The 19,534-nt window shown below is 65.9% G+C and carries 19 protein-coding genes; 7 read left to right on the top strand and 12 right to left on the bottom strand.

Features of this window, described 5'->3' with window-relative positions:
• The first annotated feature begins 100 nt into the window (after nucleotides 1-100).
• The 3 genes from IDT60_RS04495 to IDT60_RS04505 are packed head-to-tail and all read left to right on the top strand — an operon-like array spanning nucleotide 101 to nucleotide 1,776.
• Nucleotides 101-772 (top strand): hypothetical protein, encoded by a 672-nt coding sequence (locus tag IDT60_RS04495; RefSeq protein WP_191081030.1) that lies wholly within the window; start codon nucleotides 101-103, stop codon nucleotides 770-772.
• Between the two features lie 45 nt (nucleotides 773-817).
• On the top strand, nucleotides 818-1,375 hold the full coding sequence (locus IDT60_RS04500; RefSeq protein WP_191081031.1) for a hypothetical protein: 558 nt from the start codon (nucleotides 818-820) through the stop codon (nucleotides 1,373-1,375).
• A gap of 35 nt (nucleotides 1,376-1,410) precedes the next feature.
• Nucleotides 1,411-1,776 (top strand): hypothetical protein, encoded by a 366-nt coding sequence (locus tag IDT60_RS04505; RefSeq protein ID WP_191081032.1) that lies wholly within the window; start codon nucleotides 1,411-1,413, stop codon nucleotides 1,774-1,776.
• Between the two features lie 191 nt (nucleotides 1,777-1,967).
• On the opposite strand, the gene IDT60_RS04510 is transcribed toward IDT60_RS04505, so the two are convergent.
• The 5 genes from IDT60_RS04510 to IDT60_RS04530 all read right to left on the bottom strand — a co-directional run bounded on the left by IDT60_RS04510 (nucleotide 1,968) and on the right by IDT60_RS04530 (nucleotide 8,042).
• On the bottom strand, nucleotides 1,968-3,620 hold the full coding sequence (locus IDT60_RS04510; RefSeq protein ID WP_191081033.1) for an alpha-amylase family glycosyl hydrolase: 1,653 nt from the start codon (nucleotides 3,618-3,620) through the stop codon (nucleotides 1,968-1,970).
• Nucleotides 3,617-4,543 carry a carbohydrate ABC transporter permease gene (locus tag IDT60_RS04515; protein ID WP_191081034.1) on the bottom strand — a complete coding sequence of 309 codons (927 nt, stop codon included), beginning with the start codon at nucleotides 4,541-4,543 and terminating at the stop codon, nucleotides 3,617-3,619. The genes IDT60_RS04510 and IDT60_RS04515 overlap by 4 nt, the downstream gene beginning before the upstream one ends.
• Nucleotides 4,540-5,595 carry a carbohydrate ABC transporter permease gene (locus IDT60_RS04520; protein ID WP_191081035.1) on the bottom strand — a complete coding sequence of 352 codons (1,056 nt, stop codon included), beginning with the start codon at nucleotides 5,593-5,595 and terminating at the stop codon, nucleotides 4,540-4,542. Before IDT60_RS04520 ends, IDT60_RS04515 begins: the two co-directional genes overlap by 4 nt.
• A 7-nt stretch (nucleotides 5,596-5,602) precedes the next feature.
• Nucleotides 5,603-6,916 carry an ABC transporter substrate-binding protein gene (locus tag IDT60_RS04525; RefSeq protein WP_191081036.1) on the bottom strand — a complete coding sequence of 438 codons (1,314 nt, stop codon included), beginning with the start codon at nucleotides 6,914-6,916 and terminating at the stop codon, nucleotides 5,603-5,605.
• 127 nt (nucleotides 6,917-7,043) lie between these two features.
• Complete coding sequence (locus tag IDT60_RS04530) at nucleotides 7,044-8,042, bottom strand: LacI family DNA-binding transcriptional regulator (protein ID WP_191081037.1); 999 nt, start codon at nucleotides 8,040-8,042, stop codon at nucleotides 7,044-7,046.
• Nucleotides 8,043-8,502: 460 nt separating this feature from the next.
• Between IDT60_RS04530 and IDT60_RS04535 the strand changes: the two genes are divergently transcribed.
• A complete protein-coding gene (locus IDT60_RS04535) occupies nucleotides 8,503-8,664 on the top strand; it encodes a hypothetical protein (RefSeq protein ID WP_191081038.1) in 162 nt (53 codons plus the stop codon).
• 149 nt (nucleotides 8,665-8,813) lie between these two features.
• Here IDT60_RS04535 and IDT60_RS04540 read toward each other — a convergent pair whose 3' ends face one another.
• The 3 genes from IDT60_RS04540 to IDT60_RS04550 form a co-directional block, all read right to left on the bottom strand.
• The gene (locus tag IDT60_RS04540) at nucleotides 8,814-9,770 is read right to left on the bottom strand and encodes a lipid kinase (protein WP_191081039.1); all 957 of its coding nucleotides are present in this window, start codon (nucleotides 9,768-9,770) and stop codon (nucleotides 8,814-8,816) included.
• Entirely contained in the window at nucleotides 9,767-10,372 is a 606-nt protein-coding gene (locus tag IDT60_RS04545) for an isoprenylcysteine carboxylmethyltransferase family protein (RefSeq protein ID WP_191081040.1), read from the bottom strand. The genes IDT60_RS04540 and IDT60_RS04545 overlap by 4 nt, the downstream gene beginning before the upstream one ends.
• An 81-nt stretch (nucleotides 10,373-10,453) precedes the next feature.
• The gene (locus IDT60_RS04550; RefSeq protein WP_191081041.1) at nucleotides 10,454-11,458 is read right to left on the bottom strand and encodes a bile acid:sodium symporter family protein; all 1,005 of its coding nucleotides are present in this window, start codon (nucleotides 11,456-11,458) and stop codon (nucleotides 10,454-10,456) included.
• 300 nt (nucleotides 11,459-11,758) lie between these two features.
• Here IDT60_RS04550 and IDT60_RS04555 point away from each other — a divergent pair, with 300 nt between their 5' ends.
• Nucleotides 11,759-13,579 carry a calcineurin-like phosphoesterase family protein gene (locus tag IDT60_RS04555; RefSeq protein WP_191081042.1) on the top strand — a complete coding sequence of 607 codons (1,821 nt, stop codon included), beginning with the start codon at nucleotides 11,759-11,761 and terminating at the stop codon, nucleotides 13,577-13,579.
• A gap of 173 nt (nucleotides 13,580-13,752) precedes the next feature.
• Here IDT60_RS04555 and IDT60_RS04560 read toward each other — a convergent pair whose 3' ends face one another.
• From IDT60_RS04560 to IDT60_RS04570, 3 genes are all read right to left on the bottom strand, one after another.
• Complete coding sequence (locus tag IDT60_RS04560) at nucleotides 13,753-15,405, bottom strand: HNH endonuclease signature motif containing protein (RefSeq protein ID WP_223883879.1); 1,653 nt, start codon at nucleotides 15,403-15,405, stop codon at nucleotides 13,753-13,755.
• A 277-nt stretch (nucleotides 15,406-15,682) separates the two neighbouring features.
• The gene (locus tag IDT60_RS04565; protein ID WP_223883880.1) at nucleotides 15,683-16,813 is read right to left on the bottom strand and encodes an NAD(+)--rifampin ADP-ribosyltransferase; all 1,131 of its coding nucleotides are present in this window, start codon (nucleotides 16,811-16,813) and stop codon (nucleotides 15,683-15,685) included.
• Between the two features lie 180 nt (nucleotides 16,814-16,993).
• On the bottom strand, nucleotides 16,994-17,311 hold the full coding sequence (locus IDT60_RS04570) for a hypothetical protein (RefSeq protein ID WP_191081044.1): 318 nt from the start codon (nucleotides 17,309-17,311) through the stop codon (nucleotides 16,994-16,996).
• A 296-nt stretch (nucleotides 17,312-17,607) separates the two neighbouring features.
• Between IDT60_RS04570 and IDT60_RS04575 the strand changes: the two genes are divergently transcribed.
• Entirely contained in the window at nucleotides 17,608-17,868 is a 261-nt protein-coding gene (locus IDT60_RS04575; protein WP_191081045.1) for a hypothetical protein, read from the top strand.
• Nucleotides 17,869-18,011: 143 nt separating this feature from the next.
• Here IDT60_RS04575 and IDT60_RS04580 read toward each other — a convergent pair whose 3' ends face one another.
• Nucleotides 18,012-18,200, bottom strand: coding sequence for a type II toxin-antitoxin system YoeB family toxin (locus IDT60_RS04580; RefSeq protein ID WP_191081046.1), 189 nt, complete (start codon nucleotides 18,198-18,200; stop codon nucleotides 18,012-18,014).
• A gap of 14 nt (nucleotides 18,201-18,214) precedes the next feature.
• Between IDT60_RS04580 and IDT60_RS04585 the strand changes: the two genes are divergently transcribed.
• On the top strand, nucleotides 18,215-19,480 hold the full coding sequence (locus IDT60_RS04585; protein ID WP_191081047.1) for a UPF0158 family protein: 1,266 nt from the start codon (nucleotides 18,215-18,217) through the stop codon (nucleotides 19,478-19,480).
• Nucleotides 19,481-19,534: the final 54 nt, after the last annotated feature.

The following is a 19,534-nucleotide window of genomic DNA, read 5'->3' on the forward strand; positions in this document are numbered from 1 at the left end:
CATGGCCTCCTCCGTCGCGTCTGAGACTGCGCGGATTATGGCGGTAGGATCGGAGCATCGCCGCTGGCCGGCCACTGTTTTGGGGGAAACTATCGTGGGAATGACGACGTTGCGGCGCACTGTCGCAGTGGCACTTATGGCCGGAGGTGCGATGCTTCTGGCACCCGCCCCGGCACATGCCGAGTACGTGTGCTGGATGTCCGACGGTATCCGGTACTGCTACGACCCGAATGACGGCAAAGTCCCCGTGGAACCCGATCCCGTGCCCGTGGAACCCACGTACGTTCCCACTCCGCCGGCTCCCAGCGTGGAGCAGCCCTGGATCCAGCCTGTTCCTGTCGAGCCGGGTCCGGTCCAGCCCCTGCCGGCGCAGCCTGCTCCGGTACCGGCAGCCCCGCAGCCCGCGCCGGTTCCTGTTCCCATGCCAGTTCCCGTCTACGTCCCGCCGACAGTGGACGGCTACTACGCTCCGGCCGCGGCGGCCCCGGCGCCTGCGGCGGAGGTGGCACCCGCTGAACCGGTGGCCGCCGAGGCGGCGAGCGCGGCGGCAGTCCCCACTGCTTCCGCGAGCCCGACGGCGGCCACCGCGCCGTCGCCGGCGGTGTCACCCTCAGGGGCTGTCGCCTCCACTACGGGTCAGCCGGGCAGCGCGGAACCCTTTGACGGCCTGCCGGTGGTACTGGTAGCCGGCGGGGTCTTAGCGGTTGCCGCCGTTGCCTGGCTGGTGCCGCCTTTCCGGCGGGCTCTCCTGAGCCTGGCCAGGCTTGAATAAAGCCTGCCCATTCCTGTGGGGAGGGGCCTGTGCAAGACTTCGGGCATGAGCGACCCACGAAGCCGCATTCTTCCCCTTCTCCGCCAGGGTGAGCAGTTGTTGTGGGTGGGACAGCCCGATCCGCGCGTTCGGTTCACCGGGGCTGACGCTTTCCTAGTGCCGTTCAGTCTTCTCTGGGGAGGCTTTGCCGTCGTCTGGGAGGTCATGGCCATCACCAATGTCAGGCAGCCCCTGTTTATTCTCTGGGGCATCCCCTTTGTTCTGCTGGGCCTCTACTTCATCTTCGGCCGTTTCATTGTCAAAAGGCGGCGGAAGCTCGCCACGGTCTACGGGCTGACCACTTCACGGGCGATCGTCTGCACGGGCGAACGATCAGTAGCGGATTCCCCTGTCGCCGGCATGCCCACGAAGGTGGACAGGTCCCGGGACGGGCGGCACGTCAGCGTGACGTTCGGGTACCAGGGCCTGCTGGGCTTTGTGGGCATGTACCAGAACACCGGGCTCGATTTTTTCAGCCTAGGGATGGGACAGACGGTGGCCTTTTACGACGTCGGCGATCCTGACGGGCTGTTACGGGCTCTGGACCAGGCCCGACCCGGATGAGTCGCACTACAGATCGCCCCCGCATCAGGGAGGTCGTGAAGAACTGGGTCCGGCAGCATCCGTACCTGGCACTCGCGCTTGGGTACGTCCTCTTTTTCGTGGTAACCGCTGCCGTCTGGCTCGTCGTGGACCTGGACGATCCGGTGGACGCCCTGTTCACCGCCTTCTTTTACACTTTGGTCTACTGGCTTTTGGCGCTGTTCCAGATTCGAAACATGCGCAAGACCAAGCAGCGGCTCGACGAACACGGCCAGTTCAGGGTATTTATCCGCTACCCCCGACTCTCTTCCAGGTTCCCTCAGCGGCATCTGGAACCAGGGCATCGCAACTCCCGGGGCCGGGGCTATCCGGTTCCAGCCTGCTGTTTACGACAACCTGGAGCCGTCAGGGCGGGCAACTGATTTCACGGTGCAGGAAGTTTTTCCGGAGCGCCGGAAAGTCAGCGGCAAGGAGCGCAAATACCTGCCGGCATACGGGTTCCACGCCATGACCCTGCTGACGAACGGGGGCAAAGTGGAGTTGGCCGCGAGCCCGGAGTCGCTGGACAGGCTTGCAGAAGTCCTAGGGTCAGGTCCTGCGCAGCCGGCCAGCCCTAGCTGAGCAGCACCCACGCAGCATTGTCCGGCTGCAGCCACCCGTCCGATTCCAGCGGCACCGCAGTCGCCAGCACCGTCCCGGCAGGCAGCCGCACCGGCACGGTATCCATCGCCACGGCCACCAGGAACCGCGGGCTGCGCTCGCAGATCAGCAGGTTCCCGTCCTCGACGCACCAACTGCCGCCGTCGTCCGCGGTGAATACGCCCTGCTCCCACAGCTCGCGGCGGAGCCCGACGGCGGCAGTCACCAGCGCCAGCATGGAACCGGGGTCCTGCTGCTGGGTTTCGACCGCATACTTCCCCCAGCCCTCGGGCTGCGGCAGCCAGGGGGCCGCCGCCGACGGCACCGACGAAAAGGCATAGTTCATCGAGGGAGACGCCGTCCAGGGGAGCGGCACGCGGGCGCCGTCGCGGGTGATGCCGCCGCGGGCCCACATGGGATCCACGCGGGCCTCCACCGGGACGTCCACTTCGGGCAGCCCGAGCTCCTGGCCCTGGTAGATGTAGGCAGCGCCGGGCAGTCCGAGCAGCGCCAGCACGGCGGCCCGTGCGCGGCGCGCACCACGGTCCCCGCCACCGAACCGGGTCACGGAGCGGACAATGTCGTGGTTCTCCAGCGCCCAGCTGGGGGAGGCGCCATGGAGCAGCCGAGCTGCCTCCAGTTCCGCCCCGACGGCAGCCCATGCCGCAGGATCCCAGCCGAGCTTCACGAAGGCGAAGGCGAACGCCTGGTGCATCTCGTCGGCGCGGGTGTAGCGGGCGGCGCGGGCCGGTTCCAGGTTGACCTCGCCCACCAGCAGGCGGTGCGGCTGGTACTTCTCGGCGAGGGTCCGCCAGCGCCGGTACACGTCGTGGACGTCCTCCTGATCGGAGACCAGCGGGTTGGACCGCAGACCGTCCACCACGGCGGTGGCGGACGGTGCGTCCGGCAGGCCGTCGGCCTTGAAGAGGGCATGCGCGACGTCGATCCGGAGCCCGTCCACGCCCTTGTCGAACCAGAACCGGAGTACACCTTCGAAGTAGTCGCCCACGGCCGGGTTCCGCCAGTTCCAGTCCGGCTGGCCGGGGGAGAAGAGGTGCAGGTACCACTCGGTGTCCGTCTCGGATTCCGGGGAAGCGCGGGACCAGGCCCGGCCGCCGAAGACGCTCTGCCAGTTGTTCGGCGGAAGGTCGGAAACCGAGCCAGGACCGGAGCTGCGGCCCTCCACAAAGTGGAACATGTCCCGTTCCGGCGAACCCGGACCTGCCGCCAACGCAGCCTGGAACAGCGGATGGTCCGAGGAGCAGTGGTTGGGGACCACGTCGAGCAGGATCCGCAGCCCCAGCGAGTGGGCGAGCTCCAAGAGAGAATCGAACTCGTCCATGGTGCCGAACAGGGGGTCCACGCCGCAGTAGTCGCTGACGTCATAGCCCTGGTCCACCTGCGGCGAGGGCTGGAACGGGGTCATCCAGATCCCGTCCACGCCGAGCGATGCGATGTAGGGCAGCCGTGCGGCCAGGCCGGCGAGGTCGCCCACCCCGTCGCCGTTGCCGTCCGCGAAGGAGCGCGGATACACCTGGTAGATCACGGCGGAGTCCCACCACTGCCCGGTGACCGGACCTCCAAGGCGGGCGCCGCCGTCGTGCGCTTTCCGGACTGAAGCGATCATTTGCCCGCTCCCGCTGTGAGGCCTTCCACGATGCGGCGCTGGAAGACCAGCACCATGATCACCAGCGGGACGGTGACGATCACGCCGGCGGCCATCTGCTCACCGAACGGTGCCTGGAATTCGGTGGCGCCGGTGAACTTGGAGATGGCCACGGTGGCGGTCTGGACGGCGGGGTTGTTGATCATGGACAACGCGATGATGAACTCGTTCCAGCTGTGGATGAAGGTCAGGATCGCGGTGGTGAACACGCCCGGCGCGGCCAGCGGGAGGAGGACCCGGCGGAACGCCTGCCACTTGGTGCAGCCATCGATCATGGCGGCTTCCTCGAGGTCGAACGGCAGCTGTTTCATAAACGTGGTCAGGTTCCAGACGGCCAGCGGGATGGCGAAGGACAGGTTGGGCACGATCATCGCCTGGTAGGTGTTGATCCACCCGATGTCCGTGAAGAGGCGCAGCAGCGGCACCACCACCGAGATGCCGGGGAACATCGACGTCGCAATAATAACGCCGAGGATCACGGACTTGAACCGGAAGTTCAGCCGGGAGATGGCGTAAGCCGCGAAGACGCCGAGGATCAGGGCGAACACCGTGGTGGTCCCGGCGACGATCAGGGAGTTGAGCAGCGCCTGGCCGAACATGGTGGAGCCGTCGAACACCTTCACGTAGTTTTCGAGCGAGAACGGCGCGGGCAGGAGCGTGTTGTCGAAGATGTCGGCGGTGCGGCGGAGGCTGGACACGATCATCCAGTAGAACGGCGCCAAGCAGTAGGCGAAGATCAGCGCCAGGCCCACGTAGACGGAGTAGGCGCGCCAGGTGCGCTTCTGCTTCGGGCGGAGGGGTACGACGGCGGCAGTTGCGTTGGGTGCGCCGGAACCGGTCGCGCCCGAATCGGCTGCGGCGTTGCGGAGGTCTGAGATGGTCATCGGGTGGCCTCGGCCTTCTTCTGGTCAGCGATGTCGTGGTCAGCGATAGCCAGCGTGCGGGTTGCCTTGAGTCGGGACTTCTTGGAGACGCGCTTCAGTTCCTTGGCGCCGGTGACGTCCGCGCCGAGCACCTTCACAAACACGATGGCGACGACGGCGACGTACAGGAAGAGGACCACGGCGAACGCGGAGGCGGAGCCGTAGCGGAGCTGGTTGGATTCGTCCCAGGCCAGCATGGAGAGGGTTTCCACGGATTCCTTGCCGGGGCCCACCAGGACGAAGGGCAGGTCGAACATGCGGAGCGCGTCGAGCATGCGGAACAGCACGGCCACCAGGAGGGTGGGGTTGACCAGCGGGAGGGTGATAGAGCCGAGCTGGCGCCACCAGCCGGCGCCGTCGATCTTGGCGGCTTCGTAGACCTCGCCGGGGATGATCTGCATCCCGGCCAGGACCAGGAGGCCGATGAACGGGGCGGTCTTCCAGACTTCGGCGATGATGACGGCCAGCTTGGAGGCGTTGCCTTCGGCGGTCCAGAGGATTTCGCTGCCGAGCAGGTTGTTGGCGATGCCGTCGGACTGGAAGATCCAGCGCCACAGCAGGCCGGAGACGGCGGTCGGCACTGCCCACGGGACCAGGATACTGGCGCGGAGGAAGGACCGGCCGCGGAAGGCGCGGTTCATGGCCAGGGCCAGGCAGAGGCCCAGGACGGTTTCGAGGAACACCGTGGTGACCGTGAAGAAGGTGGTGTTGGCGAAGGCGTTCAGGAAGCGCCGGCCGGATTCGCCCGCCAAGAGGTCGGCGTAGTTGGCGAGCCCTACGAAGGATTCCACTTCGGAGACGAAGCCGTCCGCGTCCAGGCCGGTCTCGGCGCGGAACAGCGATTGGTGCACCGCGGAGAGCAGCGGGTACACAATGACCAGGGCCAGCACCAGGAGGGTGGGGGAGAGCAGCATCGCGGCCATGCGGCCTTCGCCGGGGGAGCGGTTGCCGCGTTTGCTGGTGGCGGGTGCGCCGGTCTGCGCGCCGGCGGGCGGGGCGGTGGTTGTGGTCATGAGGCGCCTACTTGGTCAGTTCGGTGAGCTTGGCCTGCATGTCGTTCAGGGCAGTGTCCGTGTCCTTGGCGCCGGTGATGGCGGCGTAGGCCTCTTCCTGGATGGCCTTGGTAGTGGCGCCGTACTGGACCACCTTGGGGCGCGGCTGCGCGGTGTTCAGGGACTCGAGCAGGGTGGGGAAGAACGGGCGCTTGGCGACGACGGCCGGGTCCTCGAACAGCGAGGCGTAAACCGGGGCGCGGGAGCTGAGTTCGAGGCGCTTGGCAGCCTGTTCCTCGCTGGTGAAGAACTTGACGAATTCCAGCGCCGTGGCCTTGTTGGGGGTGAACGGGGAGATGGCCAGGCTGCGGCCGCCCAGGGTGGAGACGCCGCGGCCGTCGGTGCCGGGGATGGAGGTGATGCCGAACTTGCCGGCCACCTGGCTGGAGCCGTCCGTGGCGCTCAGGGAAGCGTGCAGGAAGGGCCAGTTGCGCATGAACACGAGCTTGCCGTCCTGGAACGCGCGGCGGCCCTGTTCCTCGAGGTAGGTGATGGCGTCGGAGGGGAAGAGCCCGTCCTTGAAGCCGTCCACCAGCAGGTTCAGGCCTTCCTTGGCTTCGGCGGTGGTGACGGTGGGCTTGCCGTCCGCGTCCACCACGGTGCCGCCGGCGGAGGCCACGGCTTCGGCGAAGTTGACCGTGAGGGCCTCGTTCTTGTCGAACTGGCCGGTGTAGCAGGACATCCCGGCGGCGTCGGGGAGGGCCAGGATCTTGGTGCAGGCTGCCTTCATCTCGTCCCAGGTTGTGGGCGGGGCGGCGATGCCGGCAGCGGTCAGCAGGTCCTGGCGGAAGTAGAACAGGGCGCCGTCGGTGTAGTAGGGGGCGCCCACCAGGGAGTCGCGGTACGTTGCGGCGTTGACGGTGGCGGGGATCATGGTGTCCGTGGGGACGGCGTCCTTGGGCAGCGGCATGATCCACTTGTTCGCGGCGAACTCGGAGGTCCACACGACGTCCAGGTTCAGCACGCTGAAGGTGTCCGACTTGATCTGGGCGTTCTGGATGAGCTGCTGGCGCTGCTGGTCCGCGGAGTCCGGCAGTTCGATGAACGTGACCTTCTCGTCGGGGTGGGCGGCGTTCCACTCCTCGATGCTCTTGTTCGCGGCGCCGGAGGCATCGCGGTTGGAGACGTAGTTGATGGGGCCCTTGCCTTCGAACGCGGCCGCGCTCGGGGCGGCCTTCGGCTCCGTGGTGGTTCCGCCGCACGCGGTAAGGCCGACGGCGGCTGCCGTCACCAGGGCGGTGGTGGTGAAAAGTGTCTGCCAGGTGTGGCGACGCTGCCTCATGTGATGCTCCTTCAGTGGGGTTCTTGCCTGTTTGGGTGGCTGGTTTTTGGGGCGCAGGGGAGTACGACGACGGCGGCACCAGGAAGTGCCGGACGTTGCCTTGGGTGGGGGTTTTGCTGTGTGGGGGTTAGGTCTGTTGGGCGGGCATCGCCGCGGGCGGCGGGGCGGTGGAGCCGCGTTCGATGAGTTTGTGGGGCATGATCCGCGGCCCGAGGTCGCGGGAGCGGAGGAGTTTCTTGACGGCCATGCGGCCCATTTCCTCCAGCGGCTGGGCCATGGTGCTCAGGGGCGGGTGGACGTGCAGGGCGGTGGAGGTGTTGTCGAAGCCGAGGACGGAGACGTCTTCGGGGACGCGGCGGCCGCGTTTCTGTAGTTCGTTGACCACGGCGGCGGCCATTTCGTCGCTCATGGCGAAGACGGCGGTGAGGTCGGGGTCCTGCTGGAGCAAATGGTCCAGTCCCGGGGCGCCGCTTTCGTAAAAGAAGGTTCCGGTGGCGGTGACAGGTTCGCACTTGGCCTCGGCCATGGCCTTGAGGTAGCCGCGCAGCCGGGGTTGGGCAACGAAGACGGATTCGGGATTGCCGGTGAGTAGCCCGATCCGGCGGTGGCCGAGTTTCAGCAGGTGACGGGTCGCGTCATAGGCTGCGTTCTCGTCGTCGATGGCCACGCTGGGTGAGCCCGACTTGTCGCTGATGGCCACGGAGATGACCGGGACGGTGGGTCCCAGCAGTTGCCGGATCTCGGGCTTGATGACCGCGGAGACCAGGATGACGCCTGCTGCCCGGTAGGTGCGCAGGGTCCGCAGGTAGCTGGCGATGTAGGCGGACTTGGCGCCGGTGCGGCCCAGCATGACGGCATAGCCGCGCTCCTGGGCCTCCTCCTCCACGCCCTGCATGACCTGGGAGGCGAGGGCGTCCGACACCATGGGCGCGAGCAGCCCGATGACCGAGGTCTGCCGGGTTTTCAAGCCGCGCGCCAGCGAGTCGGTTTCGTAGCTGAGCTTCCGGACCGCGTCCTCCACGCGCTCGCGGGTCTCGTCCGAGTAGCCCACCAGCCCGTTGACCACCCGGGAGACCGTAGCGGGGGATACGCCGGCGTGCATGGCGACGTCCCTGATGGTTACCACTGGTTCTCCTTGGCTGTACTGCGGGCTGGGGGCAGGTACGCAAACGGTTTACGTAAACGGTTACGTGACTTGCCTCATCAACAGTAAGGGGAGAGGTGCGGGAGGCGTGCGTGTTTCGTAAACAGCGCCTTGGGTCGAATAGCCACGGCCATCCAGGCCCGTTTCGAACGACGCCTGCTCGTGAAGCGGCCAACCAATGGGACTGCGTATGCGGCCGAATCCACCGGCTCACCTTTGTCGCAAACTGCGGACAACTCCGGGCACGCGCAACGTCCAAATAAAACCTCCGCAGGTCCTGTACTTTTGGGACTAATAGACAACACCGGGGGAAAAAATGCGGTTCAAGCGTTCAGCGGGTCTTTTTGTCACCGGCATTTCACTCCTAGTCGGCGGACCACTTCTCAGTTGGGCTGCATCGTTTTTCGGTGTGTATTTCGCTACCAGCGGCAGCAATAGCGGCATGGCAGCAATTTCCATTGCAGTAGTGGTCTTCGGGTTACTGCTGGGGGTAGTCGGATTCTTCATGCTCATGGTCGCCATTCACCGCGCCTTGGTAAAGATCGACGCACTGCCGGTACTGACACAGCCCAGCCAGCGGCAACACACTGCCTCCGAGTACTGACCGTCCCGTGCACAGCCAACGCATCCGACGGCGTTGGACCGCGACGATCTATTGTTCGCGGCAGGCGCGGCCGAGGTGACGCCCCTGTGGCGGTTTGTTCGCCGATAGCCACAGGAGATGTGTGCGCGACCAAAAGGGCTGACAAGCGTTCAAACAGGCGGCCAGTTCGCGGCGCCCGGTCCGTCGAACAGCGCGCTGGTGCTGCTTTGGGGCACCACCACGTGGACGGCGTTGCGCTGGATGGTGAAGTCGGCCGGCGTGGTGGTGGCGATCTCGCCGTCGAGGTTTACCGGCATCGGCGGCTCGGTGACCACCCGGACGCTTCGGCTGGTCAGGTGGTGCACCCGGTCGTGTTTGATGAAACTTCCGTCCTTGAGCAGCCGTGCGATGCTCACGTGCTCCCGGAGCGGCCCGGCCACGATGGCGTAGATGTCAAGGATGTGGTCATCGATTCCGGCGGTGGGGGAGACCGTGTTGCCGCCGCCGTAGTGCCGGCCATTGCCGACGGCCACCTGAAGCAGGTCCTCGAGTTCCAGCGGCTCGTGGTCGCCGTCCGGGAACTCAAGGCGGGCCCGGAACGGCTTGTGCCGGGTATAGGCCAGAATCGTGGCGAAGCTGTACGCCAGGGGCCCGATGTATCGCTTCAGCCGGGGGCTCAGGGCCTCGGTTACAGACACCGACAGGCCCACGGACGCGACGTTGAGGAACGGCTCGCCGTTGGCCCGCCCGAGGTCGATATCCACCACCTTTCCTTCCGCGATGGTGGCACACGCCTCGGCAAGGTTGTTCGGTATTTCCAGTGTGCGGGCGAAGTCGTTGGCGGTGCCCAGCGGCAGAACGCCGAGCACAACGTTGGTGCCGGCAACCCGGCCGGCGGCGTAGGACACGGTCCCGTCGCCGCCGCCGACAACCACCAGGTCATGCCCGTCCGCAAGCACCCGGTCAAGGGTCCCGGCCAGGTCCGCCCCCGACAGCACGGGGTGCACGGCGGAGATGGGCACGCCTGCCTTGCGCATCGCGTCCACGGCAAGTTCGTGTGCCGCCCCGCGGCGTGATCCGGCGTTGATCACAACGGCGGCAGAGCGGGCATCGCGGGCAGCTTTCATGAGGGCCATGGTAGGGCGTGGACCTGTGGGTTTCCTATGGCAGCGGCTGAAGCGTACGACGGCGGCGCGTGAGTTCCAGCCGCAGGAACCTGCGTGCGGGGGAGCCCAAGGTAGCGCGGCACCTTTTGCGCGTAGTCCGGGTAGGGCTGCGGGAACAGCCGCACGAGCTCGGACTCCTCCTCGAGGACAAACCGGTGCTCCACCAGCAGTTCGGCCGGCAGCAGTGCGAGAACCCAGGAGGAGCCGGCCATCGCGCCCGCACCGAGTTGCATGAGCCACCAGCCCACGTACATGGGATGGCGGGTGATCGCATAGGGCCCGGTGTCCACTAGCTCCTCTGGCCGTTCCAGCTCGAAGGGGCCCGCCGATCGCCGTCGGCGTTCGGCCAGGGCCCAGGCATTCAGGCCGGCGCCGGCCACCACCAGCCCCGCACCCGCCACCCTGTGAACGGAGCGGGGGCCGGGAAGCGGCAGGGGCCGGTGCCGGGCAAGGAGGAGATCGAGGGCCATCGCGGCAACCACGGCCGGCGGCAAGGGAAGGTTCGCGTAGACCGCCTTCACGCGTCCCGTCAGGGTGCGCCGAGAGCTGCCGAGGGCTGCCATGGTTTCAGCGTACGCCGCGTGAGCCGCGGCGCAGTGCTGTGCGCAGGGCCGTGCGCAGTGCTGTGCTGGTGGCCGCGTCGGCTACTCGGTGACAGCCACGGGAACCTTCTCGCCCTGGCTCGGAGCGGGAGTGCTTCGGCGCCGCCAGTAGGCGGCCAGCACGGCACCGGAAACGTTGTGCCACACGGAGAAGATGGCACCGGGGAGAGCCGCTTCAGGGGTCATATACGTCCGTGCCAGCCCTGCGGCCAGGCCCGAATTCTGCATGCCCACCTCAATCGCGGTGGTACGCCGGGCAGGAATCGGCAGCCGGCACAGGCGGGCCGCACCGTACCCGAGGGCATAGCCCAGGCCGTTGTGCAGGATCACAGCCACGAGCACCAGCAGACCGGCCGAGAAAATGGCCTTTGCGCTTCCCGACACCACAGCGATCACCACGAAGGTGATGGCAATGACCGAGATCCACGGCAGGGCGGGCAGCGCCTTGTTGACGAGCCGGGGCAGGAAGAGGCGGACCACAAGTCCCAGCAGCACGGGCAACAGCACAATCTGGACAATGGACCACGCCATGGACCCCGCATCAACGGGCATGTACTGGCCGGCCAGCCAGAGTGCCAGCACCGGGGTCAGCAGGGGAGCGACGAGGGTGGAAACAGAGGTCATCGCCACGGACAGGGCGACATCGCCCTTGGCCAGGTAGGACACCACGTTCGAAGCGGTGCCGCCGGGGCAGCAGCCCACCAGGATCACGCCCGCGGCCAGCGCCGGCGGCAGGGACAGCGCCATGGCTATCAGCCAGCCGAGGAACGGCATGATGGCGTACTGTGCCACCACGCCGATCACCACCGGAACGGGGCGTTTGGCAATGATGGCGAAGTCAGGCGGCGTGAGCGTCAGGCCCATGCCGAACATGATGATTCCCAGCAGCGGGTTGATCCAGGGGCTCAGGCCGCTGAAGGCAGTTGGAGCGGCAAGCGCCACGGCGCCTCCGGCCAGGATCAGCAGGGGGAACAGGGTGACGGCCACACGGGCGCTGCGTTCTTCGGCAGCGGAGGCCGTGGTGGAGGGTGCGGATGAGGAAGACATGCCTACCGGACTATCACAGTGAGAGTTCGGTTTCAGAATCAGCCGCAGTTGATGACGGGGCAAAAGTGCTGGTCAGCAGCGTTGTACTGTGCGGGGTGCCGTGCCGGAGGAAGCCGGGGACGGAGCACATCGACGACGTCGGCACCCGGGTGAGTGCCGCCGTCGCCCGTTACCCAACGAGTGGTTACATGCCCGTCCCCTTCCCGTGGCTTGCCCGTGGGTGACCGTTCACCCGGCCCTGTGAGGGTGGATGCGCCGGCCAGAACGGCCGGCAGCATTCACCCGACCCGGAGGACCTTCGTGTACTTGATTGCCAGACCGTCCAAGCTCCATCCCGCCCGGCCCTTGGCCCTGACTGCCAGCACCCTGGCCATCATTGCCGCGGCCTCTCTCCTGAACGCCTCCGCCGGCAACGCCGCCGACACCACCGACTGGGCCGCCTCGGCCTACCGCGGCAGCGTCAACGTGGTGGAAGGGCCTGACGAGAACCAGCAGGTGATCGACGGCGTCGCGTTCGTCGACGCGGACCAGGACTCCGTGCAGGACGGCAACGAGCGCGGCCTGGCCGGGGTGACCGTATCCAACGGGCGGGACGTCACGAAGACGGACAGCCAAGGCCGTTACGAGCTGCCGGCGTTCGACAACATGACTGTGTCCGTGACCCAGCCCCGCGGCTACCAGGTTCCGGTGGATGCGGACAACGTGGCCCAGTTCTTCTACCACCATCTGCCCGCGGGTTCCCCTGAGCTGAAGTTCGGCGGCCTCGAGCCCACCGGACCGCTGCCAGACCAGGTGAACTTCCCGCTGGCCAAGAGCGGCCTGACCCAGTCGCCCGAACAGCACTGCGTCATCGGCGGCGACGTCCAGACCTACGACCAGGACGAGGTGGAATACGCCCGCACCGGTGCCTTCACCGACCTGGCGGCCCGCACAGACTACGCAGGCTGCGGCGCCCTGTTCATCGGCGACGTGGTGGGCGATGACCTCTCGCTGTACCCACAGACCCGTGAGCTGTCCGGCATGCTGAACGGGCCGGCCCGCTTCCTGCCCGGCAACCACGACCTTGACTTCGACGCCACCACCAGCGAGCACACGTTCGACACGTTTAAGGCCAAGCTCGGCCCGGAGTACTACTCCTATGACGCCGGCAAGGCCCACGTCGTCGCCCTGAACACCGTGGAATTCCCCACCAAGCAGCCGGCCGCCAAGGGCGACTACACCGGTTCATTGGACGAGCAGCAGCTTGAATGGCTCCGCAATGACATCGCCCAGGTGCCGAAGAACCAGCTGATCGTCCTGGCCGCGCACATCCCGCTGCTGGACTACGCCGACCAGGGCAGCAGCAAGCACCAGGTGGCGCAGGTCAAGGAGGTCTACGAGATCCTCGAAGGCCGCGAGGTGGTCGCGCTGGGCGGTCACACCCACAGCATCGAGAACCTCCGCAAGGGCGACTCCCTGGCGGGCTGGTCCGAGCTGTTCGGCATCGACGCCCTGCCGTTCAACCACATCACCGCCGGCGCCATCTCCGGCGACTGGTACTCCGGACGCCAGACCGCCGACGGTTACCCGCTCGCCTACCAGCGCGACGGCGGTCTGCCGGGCGTGCTGACGCTGGACATCAAGAACACCGAGTTCCAGGAGCGTTTCACCGTCCGCGGCGAGGACGAGTCACTGCAGATGTCCCTGGGCCTGAACACGCCGCGCTACCGCGACTGGTACGCCCAGAACCTCGCCAACAAGGGCAGCGCCCCCGCATTCGCTGACCCGCTGACGGTCTCCCGCGACGACCTGGCCAACAGCACCTGGCTGACCAGCAACTTCTGGATGGGCAGCACCGGATCCACGGTGAAGGTAGAGCTCGACGGCGGCGAAACGGTTGAGGCGGTCCGCACGCAGCAGATGAAGGGCGAAGGCCAGCTGGTCGGCGCTGAGTACTCTGATCCGGTGGCCGTTCAGGAGCAGCTGGTCAACGGCGGAAGCCTGGCCGACCGCTCGATGCACCTGTGGCGGCTGCAGCTGCCCGCCGACCTGGCAGCCGGCGAGCACACCGCAACCGTCACAGCCACCGATGTGTACGGCCGGACATTCACCGAGACGCTGACGTTCCAGGTCGCCGGTTAGCGGCTACACCTAGTTCCGCTGTTGGGCGGAGGGGGAAAGCCCTGGCACGACGTTCGTGCCAGGGCTTTTCTGCGTGTGGACGTACGACGGCGGTGCCTACGCTGGGCGCGGCAGGAAAACAGGGCAGGGGAGGCTTAGCCCCGGTCGCCCTAGCACCTTAAATATGTGGCCAATCATCCGGACAAACGCTGGAGCAGCAGCCCTTCCAGCGGACTGACTTGGGATGAACTAGTTTCGGGTGGACTGATTTCCGACCCACTGAATTTCGGCGGGACGATTGTCGAGGGACTGATCTCGGGCGGGAGGACGCCCGGCGGCCATTGTGGTGGTTCGCGGTCGGGTTGTTCGGCCTGGTAGTGGCGGCCGGTGGGTGATGTCCAGCCGGGTGGCTCATCCTTGGTCGCGGCAGTGGGCTCCCAGTCTCTGTTGTGCTTTAAGCGGTGATGCGATGGGCAGAGCTGTGCGATGTTGCTGATTCCGGTGGTTCCGCCGTGTTGCCACGCCAGTAGGTGGTCGGTGTCGTTGTCGAAGGAGTTGTTGTTGCAGCCGGGGAAGACGCACTTGCCGTCCCGCAGCTGCAACGCTTTTTTCATCGCCTTGGTGAGTCGATAACTGGTGCGACCGATTTCCAGGGGCGTTCCGTCGCGGGGGTCGAGCAGGACCCTGCGGAAGGATTCGGCGCCGCCGGCAAGGAGCTGACGGGCCATGGAGGCGGGAATGGGCCCGTAACCGTCTAGCTCTGCGGGTTCGTCGGTGAGGCCCAGGAGTGCGAAGAACGGGACGGTGACGAGCACGTCGGCGCGGGGCGTGGGGACCTTGCCTGCATCCGGATCTGTGGTGGTTCCGCTCAACACCGGTTCAGCCTGGCCCGGGCGGTCACTGATTGCGACGGTATCGAAGCAGTAGAACTCTGCCGTGGGTTCATCGGAGCCGACGAGAGTGGCCAGGCCAAGCAGGCCCTCCTGCGCATCGCCCTCGCCCTGGACGGAGACTGTGGTGGGGATGGTGGCTGTTCTGTTGGTGAGGAGGCGTCTGGCGAAGTCGTCGGACTTGAGTTGTGTGAGGGTGCGGGTTTCGTTGGGTCCTTGGAGGCTGCGGGCGGTGGCGGTGATGCGGTTCGAGATCGCCAGCGCCTGGTCTGCTGGCAGGTATGCGGCGATCCAGGCCATCCCGTCCCGGTCCGGGGTGAATTCAACCCGCCGGTCCGCGGCGCTTTTGCGGTGACGCTTCTCGATCGATTCCGGGTGGTGGCGTTCCCTCCAGCCCCGTAGCCTGGCCCGCAACCGGCCCGGCACCAACTTCGGCGCGGGGCAACCCCTCGCCGCGTGAGGGGCGTCCGGGTCGAGAAAGTGCTCCACCAAAGCGGCCGCGGCGGGATGGTCCAAAGCCTCGGTCTCGTCGGCAAAGATCCGTGCCTGCTGCCAGGAGAGGCTGCCTGTGGAGAGGGCGTCCATGACCGGCGGCAATGCGCACACCTGCCGGGACTGATCCACGAACGCGGACGCGGCCCCGGGACTGATGGTCAGGATCCCGCCGATTTCCGCAACCGTGGACATCTCGGTGTAGGTCCGCTCATACAGGGGCGCGTCTGGTGGGGTCATCGCGTGTTGCAGGTCCATGGCTTCGGCCACGGACCTGGCCTTCCGGGCCGCGGCCTGGGCCTCCAGCTTCTTTTCCAGCCCCATCCGTTCCAGCCGAATTTCGTACGCCCGCGCCAGCACATCCACACCGTCCCCGGCTACAGCCGAAACACCGGCGGAGGAGAGGGCAGCGTCCTCGGCATCGAGCGCGGCGAGAGCAGCAACGGTGGCATAGATAGCCTCCATACCTGTCCCCGTCCCCGCCCTGGTTCCCATACGAACATCCTCTAACGGGGGTACGACAATTTGGCCGGCAGCCATTGACGGCCCGGCCAAAGCAGCAGACTCGGCAGGAGGCAGCGCCCGCTCAACCCCGCCGCCCGATGCATCAGTGCCCATAAGAACATCATGAACCGGGGGTCTGACATCAGCGTCGGCAAGGCGCGCACTCAAGGTGCGCGCCGCCGTCGTACTTTCAAAAAAGTGCCGCTGTCGCCGTTCTCGGCGGCCCCGCGTCGGCGCGCTACTCGCCGTCGTCGTCGGTGTCGGGGCAGTTGTCCCTAAGCCACTCGGTTATCCGACGGGTTCGTCGTTCGATGAAGTCCAGCGTGGCCTCACGGTATGCCACGTACTCCTCGGTTGTGGCCGGTGTCCCGCGATGCTTGAAGTTGTCGAACGGCAGGAAGAACAGAACCTCGCTGTAGTCGGGCGTCACGAGGTCTTGGAAGTGGAAAAAGTCCACGAACTCCTTGAATCCGTCGAAGAGCGCGAAGAAGTCCGCGTAGGCGGTGAGGACATCGGCGAGGGGGCTCTGGGGCTCTCCTGCGTAGTGGCGCCGGATGCATTCCAGGGTGAGGTCCATCCGGTCGGCGATCAGCGGCCTGATCCCACGTGCCTGGTTGATGGTGGGCCGGTCCTTATTCCTGACGGGCCAGATCATCGCACTGCCAATGGTGTACGGCGGTTTGAGGTAGCGTGCCTGCTGCTCCCCAGTGAGTCCGGCGACGGCGTCGGCCAGATTCCTCGGGCGTATCCACCTGGTGTAGGAGTTGGTGATGGCGTCGCTGCCGAACCAATGTTTGGCCCCGGAAGCGTCGGTGAAGGTGAGGTAGCCATCGCGAGGATTTGGCGGCACGGTCGGGGCGAAAAGCACCCCGGAGTTCAGCCTCTTTGTCCACAGGACCTGATGGAGCGACCGGAGCTTCGGACTGACCCTGTCCGGGTCTCGGCTGGTCCTCGCTGGCTGGTCGGTTTGGAAGTCGAAGGATGGATCGAAGCCCCGCGCCTCGGTGCAGTGAGTCTGCCAGCCCCGGACTTCGTCCAGCACACGGATAGGTTCGTGCGTGCGATAGGACCGGGCATACGTGCCGGAAAGCCCCTCGTCGCTCACGTGGGGATGGTCCTCGAAGGGGCCGGTGGGTTCCACCCGGTAGATCCTGCCTCTTCCCTCGCCTGCGCTGAGTTCAGCATGCAGCCTTGCCGCGTCGAGGGAATCGGTGACGAAGATATGGGTGGTCGCCCCTCGCGCCTCGAAGCCTGAGGCGTCGCCGGGGACCAACAGGTTCCCGGCCTGCAGGTTTGCCCTGGTGCCGTGGTAAAACGGCCCCGAATCGTTGGGACCGTGCGTTGCCTCCGCGAGACCAATTGCATTCATTTTTCCCCATTTTTAGTGCGGCTATTGCCGTGATGCTATTTCTTCAGGGGATGGAACGATTCGTTCTTGAGGCAATTTTGCGTTGATCTTTCGCGCACTCCATTCGGGCCGGCCGCCCGGAACGGGAAACCAACTGCGAAGTCTCCCAAGGTCCCGCCACGGCAAACAGTGGTCCTGCTGTTAGCCGTTGCCCGCGCCGTCTCCGGTGTCTTCCCACATGACATCCAGGTTGTGGAAGATCACGGGTCCATCGCACAGGGCCGCCATCTTGGCAGCGAACTCCGAGGTTTCCGGGCGGCCAGAGTTCTCCATTGCCGAGTCAAAGGACTCGAATTCGACGATGGTGAAGTAGGTCCCCGGGTGGTCCCTGTCCGCTGTGGCAACAATCCGGCGGAACGTGGCCGGCGTGCTTCCCTCGGTTCTTGAGGGACGGCCCAGTTCTTCGATCTCCTGGATGCGGGAAGTCTTGAATTCGATGATCTGCACAAACCCGGTCATGACGGCTCCTCGACGGCGGTGGACGTTGATGCGGATCAGACTAGTCCTGGCAGAGGACGGCGAACAGGGGTGAAATCCCTATGCATAGCTACCTAGCCTAAACGTGAGCCTTCCCACCTTATTCTGAGTAGCTCACGATAAGCCTGTAAAGTTAGTTGCAGGCCGCCGTAGCCCTTGAGTACCGCACTGGTGAACATTCCCGGGCCAGCGGGGCGAGCGACACAACGTGCATCCCCTCCTGCTTGAGCGGCACAAGAACCTGTACGGCCCTCATCCCAAAACCCCACGGAGTACTTATGACTTTGCTGACCGAACGCACCGAAACCATCCTTAAGGCCGCTACCACTGTCGCTGACACAGCAGTGCGCGGCGGCAGCTACGTGACTCTCCCCGCCGGCAGCGTCTCCGCCGGCGTCGAGTGCAGCTATGTCACCGTTGCTGGCGCCCGAAACCTGCCCCCGGTCACCCGTGGCAGCTATGTCACAGTAGACGGCACTCCCGTTGTTGCCGCGGGCACCATCGAGGGCAGCTACGTAACGCTTCCTACGGCGGCATAGGCTCCCACCGCCCTGCGGGGGATAGCACCACCGCGCGGGCATAAAAGGAGGCCGACGGCGACACTGGGGGTCGTCGTCGGCCTCCTTTTTCTCGTGTCTGGGCGGGCGGCTTTGGCGCCCACCTATCTTGAGAGTGTCTGCCCTTACGCGCCTCGGGGGAGACTGTGCCGTCCCGTACCATCAAGACCGGGCGGTCCCTCGTCGCTGGCGCTTCGGGGACCAGCTGTTAATAGTGCCTCGAAGGGATCATCGCGCAGCGTGTCTTCGATGAGGGTGTTGATCCGCTTGAGTGTCTTGCGGTCCTGGGTCTGCCAGTAGAGGCTTCGACCCATGCCATTCTTGAGTTATGGCACGAACCTGGTTATCGGTGACGGTGGAACTGCTCGGCGGACGTGGTGAGGAGTTGTGGCCGTGGCCAGGGCGTATCTTCGCGGTCGGACCGTCGCACACTTTTATGGATCTCGCCAACGCCATCAACGGCGCCTTCGCCCGGTGGGATCGTTCGCACCTATCGGCGTTCACCCTCGCCGACGGCCGGGTCATCACCGATGAAGAAGCAGGAGCCGAGATGGCCGCATCGGTCCGGGGCCCGATCATCGCGCCGATTGACATTGATGTAGCCAAGGTCGTGCGGACGGTCGAGCCGGGGGCCGAGTTTCAGTTCACGTTTGACCTCGGTGACGGCTGGACCCACCGCTGCGTGGTCGGGGAGGCGAAGGTGGACCCGCTGGAGGTATTGGGCATCCGTCCTGGCGTTCCCCTGCCGTACTGGGGCTGGGGCAGCATCCCGGACCAGTATGGGCGCCGATGGGCCACCGACGACGGCGAGAGTAAGGCGCCAGCGAAACCGGGCCGGCCGCACCCCATGCTGCTGCACGCATGGCCCGCACACGCGCATATACCGGATATTGACGTGTCCGAAGTGCGCACGGCTATCGGCGCAGGAGACGCGCAGCGCTTTCTTGCTGCGGTGACAGGGCACAACATCGATGACGCTCTGCAACAGGTGGGGGCGGGCATCCCGATGGCGCTGGAGCAGAGAGGTCAGGAAGCTGAACCGGTAGCACTGTCGGTCATCAACCGGCTGACTTGGCGCGGCGGCGCCGGTGACCGGGTGCTGGCCGAGGACCTGCTGGCTGGCCTACGGCGCGAGCCGCTGTCGGACCGTGTGGTGCCAGTTGACCTTGACATGCTTAGCACCGTGCTGGAGGGGGCGGTGGACCTGTCGCTGGGCGGCTACGTCGACTTGCGGACCGGTGAGGTGTATGACGGCATCGCCACTGACCCGATGATGGTTGGGGAGGATGCTGCCATCGATGTGGAGGAGGAGCCGGACTGTTGGCTACGAGTCAGCCTCGCCGGTTCGCGGCAAGCCTGGCAAGACATGGCGGCATTCGCCGAGCGGCAGCAGGATGAGGCCATCCGAGAGCGGCTGGAGCGCGCCATCGAAGGCAGAGGTGCCTTCTCCCGGTTCCGCGACGCGGTCCACGGCGAGAACCTCAGCGACCAGTGGTACACGTTCTCCGCCGACCGCCAGATGGGCCGAGCCCGCGAGTTCCTCGCCGACAATGGCATCCGCGTGGGCATGCGTGGTGAAGATACTGAACTTTGACCCACAATCAGGAAATGTTCCATATTTTCACCATTTTGCACTTGTGGTTGATAT

This window comes from Pseudarthrobacter sp. BIM B-2242, from assembly GCF_014764445.1.
GTDB classification, from domain to species: Bacteria; Actinomycetota; Actinomycetes; order Actinomycetales; family Micrococcaceae; genus Arthrobacter; species Arthrobacter luteus_A.

What these genes read in the sequence shown, in the direction of transcription:
- IDT60_RS04515 (WP_191081034.1), bottom strand. Translation starts at nt 4,543, where the DNA reads ATGACCATCTCAGACCTCCGCAACGCCGCAGCCGATTCGGGCGCGACC.
- IDT60_RS04495 (WP_191081030.1), top strand. Translation starts at nt 101, where the DNA reads ATGACGACGTTGCGGCGCACTGTCGCAGTGGCACTTATGGCCGGAGGT.
- IDT60_RS04570 (WP_191081044.1), bottom strand. Translation starts at nt 17,311, where the DNA reads ATGACCGGGTTTGTGCAGATCATCGAATTCAAGACTTCCCGCATCCAG.
- IDT60_RS04565 (WP_223883880.1), bottom strand. Translation starts at nt 16,813, where the DNA reads ATGAATGCAATTGGTCTCGCGGAGGCAACGCACGGTCCCAACGATTCG.
- IDT60_RS04525 (WP_191081036.1), bottom strand. Translation starts at nt 6,916, where the DNA reads ATGAGGCAGCGTCGCCACACCTGGCAGACACTTTTCACCACCACCGCC.
- IDT60_RS04560 (WP_223883879.1), bottom strand. Translation starts at nt 15,405, where the DNA reads ATGGAGGCTATCTATGCCACCGTTGCTGCTCTCGCCGCGCTCGATGCC.
- IDT60_RS04535 (WP_191081038.1), top strand. Translation starts at nt 8,503, where the DNA reads ATGGCAGCAATTTCCATTGCAGTAGTGGTCTTCGGGTTACTGCTGGGG.
- IDT60_RS04520 (WP_191081035.1), bottom strand. Translation starts at nt 5,595, where the DNA reads ATGACCACAACCACCGCCCCGCCCGCCGGCGCGCAGACCGGCGCACCC.
- IDT60_RS04580 (WP_191081046.1), bottom strand. Translation starts at nt 18,200, where the DNA reads ATGGGTCGAAGCCTCTACTGGCAGACCCAGGACCGCAAGACACTCAAG.
- IDT60_RS04510 (WP_191081033.1), bottom strand. Translation starts at nt 3,620, where the DNA reads ATGATCGCTTCAGTCCGGAAAGCGCACGACGGCGGCGCCCGCCTTGGA.
- IDT60_RS04545 (WP_191081040.1), bottom strand. Translation starts at nt 10,372, where the DNA reads ATGGCAGCCCTCGGCAGCTCTCGGCGCACCCTGACGGGACGCGTGAAG.
- IDT60_RS04585 (WP_191081047.1), top strand. Translation starts at nt 18,215, where the DNA reads ATGGCACGAACCTGGTTATCGGTGACGGTGGAACTGCTCGGCGGACGT.
- IDT60_RS04575 (WP_191081045.1), top strand. Translation starts at nt 17,608, where the DNA reads ATGACTTTGCTGACCGAACGCACCGAAACCATCCTTAAGGCCGCTACC.
- IDT60_RS04540 (WP_191081039.1), bottom strand. Translation starts at nt 9,770, where the DNA reads ATGAAAGCTGCCCGCGATGCCCGCTCTGCCGCCGTTGTGATCAACGCC.
- IDT60_RS04550 (WP_191081041.1), bottom strand. Translation starts at nt 11,458, where the DNA reads ATGTCTTCCTCATCCGCACCCTCCACCACGGCCTCCGCTGCCGAAGAA.
- IDT60_RS04500 (WP_191081031.1), top strand. Translation starts at nt 818, where the DNA reads ATGAGCGACCCACGAAGCCGCATTCTTCCCCTTCTCCGCCAGGGTGAG.